Origin of the sequence: Streptomyces sp. NPDC057438, assembly GCF_042802995.1 — a bacterium.
Lineage (GTDB): Bacteria > Actinomycetota > Actinomycetes > Streptomycetales > Streptomycetaceae > Streptomyces.
This window is the reverse complement of the sequence record NZ_JBHVDD010000025.1, coordinates 84,238-95,989: the sequence shown is the minus strand read 5'-3', so window position 1 is coordinate 95,989 and position 11,752 is coordinate 84,238. Positions and strand designations below refer to the sequence as shown.

Below are 11,752 nucleotides of genomic sequence, written 5' to 3'. Positions count from 1 at the left end.
GCACCACCCCTCACCCGTTGCTCAGGGGGCCACGACGGGTCAGTCGAAGACGAACGGCCCCGGCGACTGGGCCGCGCCCGCGGTGCACGTCACGGGGAACCCGAAGATCACCATCTGCAGCGAGCCACCGAAGGCGTCCAGGGAGTCCCCGGGAGCGACGGTGCCGGTGAGGGGTCCGACCTCCACGCCGTCCCCGGCGGCCAGCGCCGGGTTCTCGGTGCCGGTGAAGGCGACGGTGCCGCCGCTCGCGTTCACCAGGGTGAGCGTGGACTGGATGGAGTCCTCGGCGAGGGCGATCGGAGCGGTGATCTCCTCGGAGGTGACGGTGACGGTGGCGGAGGTGCCGTCCTGGGTGGCCGTGAGCGTGGCCACTCCTGAACCGCCGATCGTGCAGCTGGCGTTGATCGTCGCGACGTCAGGGGTGACGGCCACGGCGGTGGGGGCGAGCGCGAGGCCGGTGACGGCCAGCGTCCCTGCGAGGAGCGCCGAGCCGGCTCCGAGTCGTATGCGTCTCATCGAGCGAATTCCCTTCCCTGGTACGGGAGGCGCACGGGGGCATGGGGGAGCCCCGTACGTCCCGGTACGGGCGTTGCCATGTGGGGGCGGTGCACTGCGCGGCCGCGCGGCGGAATATGACGGTCCGTCAGGAGAACGGCTCCATTGAGACGCGGGCGGCTCGAGATTGCAAGGGGCGGTCCGCGGCTTGTGCCGGGGGCGGGTGAAAGTGGCCGAACCCGTTCGCCGACGGCACGGGCCGACCCGTCCGAGGTGCCGTGCCGGTGCGCCGATCTGTCCCGCCCCGCACGCTTTCGCCGGTGGCTCGGCGCGGATGTCCACTCGCCCGCGCATGGGTTTCGCGCAGCTCGAAGGGCCGTTACCGGCCGTAACGCTATGCGGCGAGCGCCCCGGCGTCACCCACCGGCCAGGATCGGGCTCCTCGTGACGGCCACCACCGGGGGCGCCGGACTTCGGCCGCCCGGCCCACCCCGTAGGGCCCCTGGCCGGCGGGGCGTCACGCCGGCCTTCCGGTGGTTCTCAGCCCGCCTGCACCGTCGCCCGTACGGACCCGTCCGGTGCGGCCAGGAGCACCGGGGTCTCCGGGCCGCCGAGGTCCCGGACGGCCGCCCGGTCCTCGTCGCAGACGGTGTCGGCGGCGGTCACCACGGCCGCCGCCTCCAGGGAGGTGGCACCGGAGGCGACCGCCATGGCGACGGCCGTGCGCAGCGCGCTCAGCCGCAGGGAGTCGAGGGCCACGGTCCCGGCGACATAGGTGCGCCCCGTCTCGTCCCGGACGGCCGCCCCCTCGGGCACCCCGTTGCGGGCCCGCGCGGAACGGGCCAGGGTCACGATCTTGCGGTCCTCGGGGGCGAGCGCGCTGCTGTCGGTCATGAGCCGAGCATACGTTTCACGCCCGGTCGAGCCGGAGCCGGTCCGCGCGGGGCAGTCCGGCCACCACCAGGTCGTACGAGTCCTCGATCAGCTCCCGGGCCAGACCGTCGGGCAGATTCGCGTCGAGGGTCACGGTGTTCCAATGGCGCTTGTTCATGTGATAGCCGGGGGCGATCAGGCCGGGGTGCGCGGTGCGGAGCCGGATCGCGTCCTCGGGGTCGCACTTGAGGTTGACCTTGAGGGGGCGCTGGTCGATCCAGCTGAGCGCGAACATCTTGCCGAGGACCTTGAAGACGGAGATCTCCGGGCGGAAGGGGAAGTCCTCGACGGCCTCGTCGAACGAGAGGCAGAAGGCACGCAACTCCTGTGGGGTCACTCGGACTTCGTCTCCTCCTGCGGCGGGCCCGCCGGACCGATCGGCTCCACCAGGACCGTGACGATCTTGTTCCGGCGTCCTGCCGCGGCCTCCGCCGTCAGACGCAGCTCCCGCTCGTCCGGCAGCGCGACGACCGAGGAGGCCCCGGCGATGGGCACGCGGCCCAGGGCCTTGGCGAGGAGGCCGCCCACGGTCTCCACGTCCTCGTCGTCGTAGGCATCCAGGCCGTACAGCTCGCCGAGGTCGGTGATGTCGAGGCGGGCGGTGACGCGGTAGCGGTCCTCGCCGAGGTCCTCCACCGGCGGGAGTTCGCGGTCGTACTCGTCGGTGATCTCGCCGACGATCTCCTCCAGGATGTCCTCGATGGTGACGATCCCGGCGGTGCCGCCGTACTCGTCGATGACGACGGCGACATGGTTGCGCTCCTGCTGCATCTCGCGGAGCAGGTCGCCGGCGTTCTTGGTGTCGGGGACGAAGACGGCGGGGCGCATGGCCGTGGAGACCAGTTCGCTCTCGGCGTCCCGGCTGATGTGCGTCTTGCGGGCCAGGTCCTTCAGGTACACGATCCCGACGACGTCGTCCTCGTTCTCGCCGGTGACCGGTATACGGGAGAAACCGGAGCGCAGGGCGAGGGTGAGGGCCTGGCGGATCGTCTTGTAGCGCTCGATGGCGACCAGATCGGTGCGCGGGACCATCACCTCGCGGACGAGGGTGTCGCCCAGTTCGAAGACCGAGTGCACCATGCGGCGCTCCTCCGCCTCGATCAGCGACTCCTTCTCGGCCAGGTCGACCAGTGCGCGCAGCTCCGCCTCGGAGGCGAACGGGCCGCGCCGGAAGCCCTTGCCGGGTGTCAGCGCGTTGCCGATGAGGATGAGCAGCGAGGGGATGGGGCCCATGACCCTGGCCAGCGGCAGCAGCACGTACGCCGCCGCCGTGGCCGTGTTCAGGGGGTGCTGGCGGCCGATGGTGCGGGGCGAGACCCCGACGGCCACGTAGCTGACGAGGACCATGACCCCGATCGCGACGGCCAGGGCCTGCCAGGTCCGGTCGAACTCCTGCAGACAGGCGTAGGTGACGAGCGCGGCGGCGGCCATCTCGCAGGCCACCCGCACCAGCAGCGCGAGGTTCAGATAGCGGGTCGGGTCCGCGGAGATCTGGGCGAGCCCGGCACTGCCGCGCCGCCCGGACCGTACGGCCTCCTCGGCGCGGAAGCTGGAGACGCGCGCGAGGCCCGCCTCCGCGCAGGCGGCGAGCCAGGCGACGACGACCAGGGCGACGGCACCCGCGATGAGAGTCGCGCTCATGACACGGTCGGTGCCGGGGAGGGGCCGGTGAAGCCCTTCTCCGCGCGCCAGCCGTCCACGATGGCGGCCTGGAGGCCGAACATCTCGGCCTTCTCGTCCGGCTCCTCGTGGTCGTAGCCGAGCAGGTGCAGCACTCCGTGGACGGTGAGGAGCTGGAGCTCCTCGTCCATGGAGTGCTGCGTCTCGGCGTCCTTGCCCTGCTTCTCGGCGACCTCGGGACAGAGCACGATGTCGCCGAGCAGGCCCTGCGGCGGCTCGTCGTCGTCCTTCGACGGCGGACGCAGCTCGTCCATCGGGAAGGACATGACATCGGTCGGACCGGGGAGGTCCATCCACTGGATGTGCAGCTGCTCCATGGCGTCCGCGTCCACCACGATCACCGACAGTTCGGAGAGGGGGTGGATGCGCATCCGTGTCAGCGCGTAGCGGGCGATGTCGAGGATCGCCTGCTCGTCGACCTCGGTTCCGGACTCGTTGTTGACGTCGATCGACATGGTGCGGTGTCTGTCTACTTCCCCTTGGGCCCGGACTGCCTGCCCCGGCCGCCCTGGTGGCCGCCGTTCTCGGTGCCGTGCTCGCTGTCGTACTTCTCGTACGCGTCGACGATACGGCCGACGAGCTTGTGCCGTACGACATCCTGCGACGACAGCCGGGAGAAGTGCACGTCGTCCAGCCCCTCCAGGATGTCCTGCACCTGACGCAGACCGGACTTCGTGCCGTTCGGCAGGTCGACCTGGGTCACGTCACCGGTGATGACGATCTTCGAGTCGAAACCGAGGCGGGTGAGGAACATCTTCATCTGCTCGGGCGAGGTGTTCTGGGCCTCGTCGAGGATGATGAAGGCGTCGTTGAGCGTGCGACCGCGCATGTACGCCAGGGGCGCGACCTCGATGGTCCCGGCGGCCATCAGCCGCGGGATCGAGTCCGGGTCGAGCATGTCGTGCAGCGCGTCGTACAGCGGGCGCAGATAGGGGTCGATCTTCTCGTAGAGCGTGCCCGGCAGGAAGCCCAGACGCTCGCCGGCCTCGACCGCCGGACGGGTCAGGATGATGCGGTTGACCTGCTTGGACTGCAGGGCCTGGACGGCCTTGGCCATGGCCAGGTAGGTCTTGCCCGTACCGGCGGGGCCGATGCCGAAGACGACGGTGTGCTTGTCGATGGCGTCGACGTACCGCTTCTGGTTGAGCGTCTTGGGGCGGATCGTGCGGCCGCGCGAGGACAGGATGTTCTGCGTCAGTACCTCGGCCGGGGTCTCCTGGCCGTCGCTCTTCCCGTTCTCGCTCGCCCTCAGCATGGCGATCGAGCGTTCCACTGCGTCCTCCGTCATCGGCTGTCCGGTGCGGAGCACCAGCATCATCTCGTCGAACACGCGCTGGACGAGAGTGACTTCGGGAGCCTCGCCGACCGCGCTGATCTCATTGCCCCGGACATGGATGTCGACCGCCGGGAAGGCCTTCTCGATCACGCGCAAGAGGGAGTCGCCGGAACCCAGCACGGTCACCATGGGGTGCGCCGCGGGGACGGTGAACTGCGCTCTCGCCTTGCCCTGCGCGGAGGTGCGAACTGTGCGTGTCTGAGTCATGGGCCGGCTCTGTAGGCCGCGGTTCCTCCTCTTGCCCGTGGGGCTCGTGTCGCCCTTCTCCAGAGTACGACGCGGCGGTGACAGTGCCGTAGGGCTTTTACCGGGTGACGGCCGGGGCCGCGCCCCTCGCCGGTCAGCGCCAGACCGGCACCCCTGCCCCTGACGGGGTCACCGCCTCGATCTTCGCGCGGATCTCCCGCATCACCTCCACGATGCGGCGCTCGTGCTCCGGGGTCAGGCGCGCGACCGGGACCGAGCAGCTGACGGCGTCCTCGGCCGGGGTGTCGGTGCGCAGGGCGAAGCCGAAGCCGACGATGCCGGTGACGCCCTCCTCGCGGTCGACGGCGTAGCCGCGGGCACGGACGGCGGCGAGGTCGGCGGCGAGGGCGTCGCGGGTGGTGCGGGTGTTCGGGGTGAGCGCCTCGTAGGGCCCCTCGGGGAGGTCCGTGTCGGGGCGTTCGGCGAGGAGGGCCTTGCCGAGGGCGCCGGCGTGGGCGGGGAGGCGGCGGCCGACGCGGGTGATCGTGCGCAGGTACTCGTGGGACTCGCGGGTGGCGAGGTAGGCGACGTCCGTGCCGTCGAGACGGGCGAGGTGGATGGTCTCCCCGAGGGCCTCGGACGCCTCGTCGAGATAGGGCCGTACGGCGCGCACGCGCGGGTCCGAGTCCAGGTAGCCGGTGCCGGTGAGCAGCGCGCGGATCCCGATGCCGTAGAGGGAGCCGGTGGTGTCGGTACGGACCCAGCCGCGGCCGATCAGGGTCTGCAGCAGGGCGTACATGGAGCTGCGCGGGACCCGCAGCTCGTCCGCCAGTTCCTGGAGGCGTGCCGGGCGGTCGCCGCGTGCGGCCAGCAGTTCCAGCAGGTCGACCGTACGGGCCGCCGATTTCACCTCGCGGACGCCCCCGGCGCCGTCTGTCTCCGCCATGGGCCGATCGTATGCGGGCCGTCGCCCCCGTCCGCGGGCCTCTTGACGCCCCTCGTTCACTTACCTAATCTCCATTTCCATACATGAATGATGTCTCCATAGGAAGATGATGCGTGTGGGCAGCGACACGGACCCGGCGAACCGAGCGGCGACCGGTCAGGCCGCGGACCCCTGCGCGGACACGGTCCGGCGGCTGCGGCACGGCATGGCGGACGGCGTCCTGTCGTTCCCGCTCACCAGCTTCCGCGCCGACGGCTCCCTCGACCTCGAGGGTTTCCGCGCGCACCTCGACGCACAGGTCGCCACCGCTCCCGGCGCCGTCTTCCCCGCCTGCGGCACCGGCGAGTTCTTCTCGCTCGACGAGGACGAGTACCGGCAGGTCGTGACCGCCGCCGTGGAGGTCACCGCGGGCCGGGTGCCCGTCGTCGCGGGCATCGGCTACGGCTGGGCGCAGGCCGTACGGTTCGCACGGATCGCCGAGGAGGCGGGCGCCGACGCCCTGCTCGTCCTGCCGCACTACCTCGTCGCCGCCCCGCAGGAGGGCCTGGTCCGGCAACTGGAGGAGATCGCCGCCCGCACCCGGCTGCCGCTCATCGCCTACCAGCGCGGCCAGGTCGCCCTCACCGCCGCATCGCTGCGGCGGATCGCCCGGATCCCGCGGGTCGTCGGCCTCAAGGACGGCCACAGCGACCTCGACCGGCTGCAGCGCCTCACGCTCGCCGCCCCCGAGGGCTTCCTCTTCTTCAACGGCGCCGCCACCGCCGAGATCCAGGCCCGCGCGTACGCCACCGTCGGTGTCCCCGCCTACTCCTCCGCCGTGCACGCCTTCGCGCCCGAGATCGCCGGCGCCTTCTTCGACGCGCTGCGCGGCGGCGACGACGCGGCGGTGGACCGGCTGCTGCGCGGCTTCTACGTGCCGTTCGTCGACCTGCGCGACCGCCGCCCTGGATACGCGGTCTCCCTGGTCAAGGCGGCGGCCCGGCTGCGTGGCCGCCCCGTCGGCCCCGTGCGCGCCCCGCTCACCGACCCCTCGCCCGCCGACCTCGCGGACCTGGAGAAGCTGCTCGCCGACGGTCTCGGCCTGGTCGGCACGCCCGCCGGCGGCCCCACCCGCCCCGTGTCCGCCGTACCGACCGCCGGAGCCGCCCTGTGACCCGCGACCTGACCGTCACCGACGTCCGGCTGACCCCGATCCTGGTCGCCGACCCGCCGCTGCTGAACACACAGGGCGTGCACCAGCCGTACACCCCGCGACTGATCGTGGAGGTCGTCACCGCCGACGGGACCACGGGTGTGGGCGAGACCTACGGCGACACCAAGTACCTGGAGCTGGCCCGGCCGTTCGCGCGGAAGCTGGTGGGCCGCCGGGTGAGCGATCTGAACGCGCTGTCCGTCCTCGCCGACGAGGTGGCGGTCGACGGGGCGCGGGTCTCGCGACAGGTCGACGTGGGCGGGCTGCGGGGCGTCCAGACCGCCGACAAACTCCGGCTGTCGGTCGTCTCGGCGTTCGAGGTCGCCTGTCTCGACGCGCTCGGCAAGGCGCTGGGGCTGCCCGTGCACGCCCTGCTCGGCGGGAAGGTCCGGGACGCCGTGGAGTACAGCGCCTACCTCTTCTACAAGTGGGCGGAGCATCCCGAGGGCGTCGCCTGCGAGAAGGACGACTGGGGAGCGGCGGTGGACCCGGCCGGGGTCGTCGCGCAGGCCCGGCGGTTCAAGGACCGGTACGGGTTCACGTCGTTCAAGCTCAAGGGAGGCGTCTTCCCGCCGGACGAGGAGATCGCGGCGGTCCGCGCGCTGGCCGAGGCGTTCCCCGGCCATCCGCTGCGGCTGGACCCCAACGGGGCGTGGACCGTCGCGACCTCCCTGCGGGTCGCCGACGCGCTGGCGGACGTACTGGAGTACCTGGAGGACCCTGCTCTCGGGACGCCCGCGATGGCCGAGGTGGCGGCGGGGACGCCCGTGCCGCTCGCCACGAACATGTGCGTGACGACCTTCGCGGAGATCGAGGAGGCGTTCACGAAGGGGGCCGTGCAGGTCGTCCTCTCCGATCACCACTACTGGGGCGGGCTGCGCAACACCCGTGAACTGGCCGCGATCTGCCGGGTGTTCGGTGTCGGGGTCTCCATGCACTCCAACACGCACCTGGGGATCAGCCTGGCGGCGATGACCCAGGTGGCCTCGACCGTGCCGAATCTGCACCACGCCTGCGACTCCCACTATCCCTGGCAGTCGGAGGACGTCCTCACGTCCCGGCTCACGTTCGAGGACGGGGCGGTCAGGGTGTCGGACGCGCCGGGCCTCGGGGTCGAACTCGACCGGGCGAAGCTGGAGTTCCTGCACCGGCGCTGGCTGTCCGACGACGGTGCCCTGCGGGAGCGGGACGACGCGGCGGCGATGCGGGTGGCGGAGCCGGGGTGGGTGACGCCGCGGATGCCCCGCTGGTAGACCGCCGGGTGCGTCGTCGCTGCGGCCCGGTGGGGCTTCTCGCGCAGTTCCCCACGCCCCTGAAAACATCAGGCCCCTGCGGGCCTGAAAGGCGACAGGGGCGGCAGGCATGAAAAGCAGTGGGCGCAGCCCCTGCTTCTCAGGAAAGCGGGGACCTGCGCGACCAGCCCCCACGCACCCGCGCCCGACAACACACCCGAGCCCCCCCACCACCCCGACCCGCACCCCCGAGCGGAGCGCGTGGTGCAGACTGGCTGGATCCGCACCACGCCAGGGAGCACATCGTGACCGCGTTCAAGGGAGAGCGACCGCACCGGCCCCAGGTAGACCCGCTGAGGGCCCTGCGCGCACCGGACGACCCGCCCTGGGACGTCTACCTGACGGGCACCGTCTTCCTCGACATCATCTTCACCGGCCTCGACTCCGCCCCGGTGCGCGGGACGGAGTCCTGGGCGCGCGGCATGGGATCGAGCCCCGGCGGTGTGGCCAACATGGCCACGGCCCTGGCCCGGCTGGGCCTGAAGACCTCCCTCGCGGCGGCCTTCGGTGACGACCACTACGGCGAGTACTGCTGGGACGCCCTGGAGCAGGGCGAGGGCATCGACCTCTCCGCCTCCCGCACGGTCCTCGGCTGGCACTCCCCGGTCACGGTCTCCATGGCCTACGAGGGCGAACGCACGATGGTCTCCCACGGCCACGCCGCACCCCCGGAGCAGTCCGAGCCGGAGTACCCGCCCCACGCCCGCGCCGCCGTCGCCTCCCTCACGCCCGGCGTGCGCGCCCCCTGGATCGCGCGCGCCGCGAGCACGGGCACCCGGATCTTCGCGGACGTCGGCTGGGACGAGACCGGCGCCTGGGACCTGGCGGGCCTGCCCGATCTCGCCCACTGCGAGGCGTTCCTGCCCAACGCGGCCGAGGCGATGCGGTACACCGGCGCCGAGTGCCCCCGGGCCGCCGCCCGCGCCCTGACCGACCACGTCCCGGTGGCCGTGGTGACCCTGGGCGCGGAGGGCGCGTACGCCGTGGACGGCCGGACCGGCGAGACGGCGGAGGTGCCGGCCATCGCCGTGGAGGCCCTGGACCCCACGGGCGCGGGTGACGTGTTCGTGGCCGGCTTCGTCACCGGCACCCTTGCGGACTGGCCCCTCGCGGACCGGCTGGCCTTCGCGGGCCTGACCGCCGCCCTGTCGGTGCAGGAGTTCGGCGGGTCGCTGTCCGCTCCCGGCTGGTCGGAGCTGGCCGCGTGGTGGCGCCGGGTGCGGTCGCTGGACGGCCAGGACCCCGAGGCGCTGCGCCGGTACGCCTTCCTCGCGGACCTGCTGCCGACGGACCACGTCAGCCCCTGGCCGCTGCGCCGGGCGGTCCCCACGATCGGCTTCCGCCGCTCGGCCTGACGGCCGCCGGCGGTTCGTCCGCGGGTCACGAGGCCCCCGTCTCAGCCGAACTCGTACGCGTCCACCTCGGCGAGGTACCGGGCCCGCCGCTCCTCGTCGTCCTCCAGGAAGGAGGCGGTGAAGGAGTTGCGGGCCAGTGCGCGCAGCCGCTCCTCGCTCAGGCCGAGCGTGCGCCGCACGGCGTCGAAGTTGTCGCCTGCGTACCCGCCGAAGTAGGCCGGGTCGTCGGAGTTGACCGTGCAGAGCAGGCCCGCGTCGAGCATGGCGGGCAGGGGGTGGTCGGCGAGGGTGTCGACGGTCCGCAGCCGCACGTTCGACAGCGGGCACAGCGTCAGCGGGATCCGGTCCCGCACCAGCCGTTCGACGAGGGCCGGGTCCTCCATACACCGCAGCCCGTGGTCGACCCGTTCGACACCGAGGACGTCGAGGGCCTCGGTGATGTACTCCGGCGGCCCCTCCTCCCCCGCGTGCGCGACCCGCCGCAGTCCCAGCGCGGCGGCCGCCTCGTACACCGCGCGGAACTTGACCGGCGGATGCCCGACCTCGGCGGAGTCCAGCCCGATCCCGGTGATCCGGTCGAGGTACGGCTTCGCCGCGTCCAGGGTGGCGAGGGCCGACTCGGCGGACTCGTCCCGCAGAAAGCACATGATCAGCCGCGTGGAGACGCCGTGGGTCTCCTCGCTCCGCCCCAGCGCCCGCCACAGTCCCTCGACGACCGTCCCCATGTCCACACCCCGCGCGATGTGGGCCTGCGGATCGAAGAAGATCTCCGCGTGGCGTACGCCCTGGGCGGCGGCGCGGGCCAGATAGGCGTCGGCGAGGTCGGCGAAGTCCCGCTCGGTGCGCAGGACGGCCATCAGCTCGTAGTACAGATTCAGGAACGACTGCAGATCCTCGAACTCGTACGCCTTACGGAGCGCGTCCGTGTCCGCGTACGGCAGCGCCACCTCGTTCCGGTCCGCCAGCGCGAACGCCAGCTCCGGTTCCAGGGTGCCTTCGATGTGCAGGTGCAGTTCAGCTTTGGGGAGGGGCATCAAAGCATCGTACGGCCGCTCTACCGCCGTTTCGGAAGCGCCACCCGCAGCAGGTCGTGCGCCACGGTCAGCTCCCCCTCGAACCCGGCGGCGCGCGCCTGCCGTTCGAACTCGGCGGGATCGGAGTACCGCTGGCTGAAGTGGGTGAGCACGAGATGCCGTACGCCGCAGTCGCGGGCGACCGAGGCAGCCTGTCCAGCCGTCAGATGCCCGTGGTCCACGGCGAGTTGGACGTCCTCGTCGAGGAACGTGGACTCGATGACGAGCATGTCGGCCGCGTCGGCGAGGGCGTAGACCCCGTCGCACAGCCGGGTGTCCATGACGAACGCGAACCGCTGTCCGCGCCGCGGCTCGCTCACGTCGTCCAGGGTGACGTCGCCGACCGCGCCCTCCCGCTGGATCCGTCCGATGTCGGGCCCCGCGATCCCGCGCTCGGCGAGCCGATCGGGCAGCATCCGGCGCCCGTCGGGTTCGACGAGCCGGTAGCCGTAGGACTCGACGGGGTGCGAGAGCCTGCGCGCGTCGAGGGTGTACGAGGAGTCGGCGGCCAGTGTCCCGCCGTCCCCGTCGACCGGCGCCTGGACCAGCTGGACCGTCTCCCGGTACGCGGTGGCGTACCGCAGCCGGTCGAAGAACCGCTGCCCGGAGCGCGGGTAGTGCGCGGTGACCTCGTGCGGGACCCGGTCGAGGTTGATCCGCTGGATGACACCGGCCAGCCCCAGCGAGTGGTCCCCGTGGAAGTGGGTGACGCATATCCGGTTCAGGTCGTGTGCGGCGACCCCGGCGCGCAGCATCTGCCGCTGGGTGCCCTCGCCCGGGTCGAACAGCAGCCCCTGCGCGTCCCAGCGCAGCAGATAGCCGTTGTGGTTGCGGTGCCGGGTCGGGACCTGGCTGGCGGTGCCGAGGACCACCAGTTCACGTACGGACACGGCGCGCTACCCGGGGGGCCACTGCAGGCCGCGGCCGCCGACGACGTGGGCGTGCGCGTGGAACACGGTCTGGCCGGCGCCGGTGCCGGTGTTGAAGACGATCCGGTAGCTCTCCAGCTTGTCCTCCTCGGCGACGGCCCGCGTCTCGCGCAGGACGTCGGCGGCGAGGTCCGGGGCGGCGGCGGCGAGGGTCGCGGCGTCCGCGTAGTGCGCCTTCGGGATGACCAGGACGTGCGTCGGCGCCTGGGGGTTGATGTCCCTGAACGCGACGGTCGTGTCGGTCTCCCGCACGATCGTCGCCGGGACGTGTCCCGCCACGATCTTGCAGAACAGGCAGTCGTCCTGCGGCTCCCCAGCCATGCGCGTGCCTCCCA

Annotated in this window: 13 protein-coding genes; 3 read left to right on the top strand and 10 right to left on the bottom strand. The window is 72.1% G+C overall.

Annotation, left to right across the window (positions count from 1 at the left end):
* Positions 1–39: 39 nt before the first annotated feature.
* The 7 genes from ACFU5F_RS16760 to ACFU5F_RS16730 form a co-directional block, all read right to left on the bottom strand.
* Positions 40–516 carry a hypothetical protein gene (locus ACFU5F_RS16760; protein WP_383887494.1) on the bottom strand — a complete coding sequence of 159 codons (477 nt, stop codon included), beginning with the start codon at positions 514–516 and terminating at the stop codon, positions 40–42.
* Positions 517–1,035: 519 nt separating this feature from the next.
* Positions 1,036–1,389: a cytidine deaminase gene (locus ACFU5F_RS16755; protein WP_383887492.1), complete on the bottom strand. Its 354-nt coding sequence runs from the start codon at positions 1,387–1,389 to the stop codon at positions 1,036–1,038.
* Between the two features lie 16 nt (positions 1,390–1,405).
* Complete coding sequence (locus tag ACFU5F_RS16750; protein ID WP_383887490.1) at positions 1,406–1,765, bottom strand: MmcQ/YjbR family DNA-binding protein; 360 nt, start codon at positions 1,763–1,765, stop codon at positions 1,406–1,408.
* Positions 1,762–3,069 (bottom strand): hemolysin family protein, encoded by a 1,308-nt coding sequence (locus ACFU5F_RS16745; protein ID WP_383887488.1) that lies wholly within the window; start codon positions 3,067–3,069, stop codon positions 1,762–1,764. Before ACFU5F_RS16745 ends, ACFU5F_RS16750 begins: the two co-directional genes overlap by 4 nt.
* Positions 3,066–3,563 carry an rRNA maturation RNase YbeY gene (gene ybeY / locus ACFU5F_RS16740; RefSeq protein ID WP_059081074.1) on the bottom strand — a complete coding sequence of 166 codons (498 nt, stop codon included), beginning with the start codon at positions 3,561–3,563 and terminating at the stop codon, positions 3,066–3,068. The genes ACFU5F_RS16745 and ybeY overlap by 4 nt, the downstream gene beginning before the upstream one ends.
* 14 nt (positions 3,564–3,577) lie before the next feature.
* Positions 3,578–4,651, bottom strand: a complete 1,074-nt coding sequence (locus ACFU5F_RS16735; RefSeq protein WP_383887486.1) for a PhoH family protein — start codon at positions 4,649–4,651, stop codon at positions 3,578–3,580.
* A gap of 133 nt (positions 4,652–4,784) precedes the next feature.
* Positions 4,785–5,576 (bottom strand): IclR family transcriptional regulator, encoded by a 792-nt coding sequence (locus ACFU5F_RS16730; RefSeq protein ID WP_383887484.1) that lies wholly within the window; start codon positions 5,574–5,576, stop codon positions 4,785–4,787.
* Positions 5,577–5,682: 106 nt separating this feature from the next.
* Here ACFU5F_RS16730 and ACFU5F_RS16725 point away from each other — a divergent pair, with 106 nt between their 5' ends.
* The 3 genes from ACFU5F_RS16725 (at position 5,683) to ACFU5F_RS16715 (ending at position 9,415) form a co-directional block, all read left to right on the top strand.
* Complete coding sequence (locus ACFU5F_RS16725) at positions 5,683–6,729, top strand: 5-dehydro-4-deoxyglucarate dehydratase (protein WP_383887482.1); 1,047 nt, start codon at positions 5,683–5,685, stop codon at positions 6,727–6,729.
* Positions 6,726–8,021 carry a glucarate dehydratase family protein gene (locus ACFU5F_RS16720; RefSeq protein WP_383887480.1) on the top strand — a complete coding sequence of 432 codons (1,296 nt, stop codon included), beginning with the start codon at positions 6,726–6,728 and terminating at the stop codon, positions 8,019–8,021. Before ACFU5F_RS16725 ends, ACFU5F_RS16720 begins: the two co-directional genes overlap by 4 nt.
* A 284-nt stretch (positions 8,022–8,305) precedes the next feature.
* Positions 8,306–9,415 carry a carbohydrate kinase family protein gene (locus ACFU5F_RS16715; RefSeq protein ID WP_383887478.1) on the top strand — a complete coding sequence of 370 codons (1,110 nt, stop codon included), beginning with the start codon at positions 8,306–8,308 and terminating at the stop codon, positions 9,413–9,415.
* A 41-nt stretch (positions 9,416–9,456) separates the two neighbouring features.
* On the opposite strand, the gene ACFU5F_RS16710 is transcribed toward ACFU5F_RS16715, so the two are convergent.
* The 3 genes from ACFU5F_RS16710 to ACFU5F_RS16700 are packed head-to-tail and all read right to left on the bottom strand — an operon-like array spanning position 9,457 to position 11,738.
* Positions 9,457–10,449, bottom strand: coding sequence for an adenosine deaminase (locus tag ACFU5F_RS16710; RefSeq protein WP_383887476.1), 993 nt, complete (start codon positions 10,447–10,449; stop codon positions 9,457–9,459).
* 20 nt (positions 10,450–10,469) lie between these two features.
* Positions 10,470–11,378, bottom strand: a complete 909-nt coding sequence (locus ACFU5F_RS16705; RefSeq protein WP_383887474.1) for a ribonuclease Z — start codon at positions 11,376–11,378, stop codon at positions 10,470–10,472.
* A gap of 6 nt (positions 11,379–11,384) precedes the next feature.
* Complete coding sequence (locus ACFU5F_RS16700) at positions 11,385–11,738, bottom strand: HIT domain-containing protein (RefSeq protein WP_383887472.1); 354 nt, start codon at positions 11,736–11,738, stop codon at positions 11,385–11,387.
* Positions 11,739–11,752 lie beyond the last annotated feature (14 nt).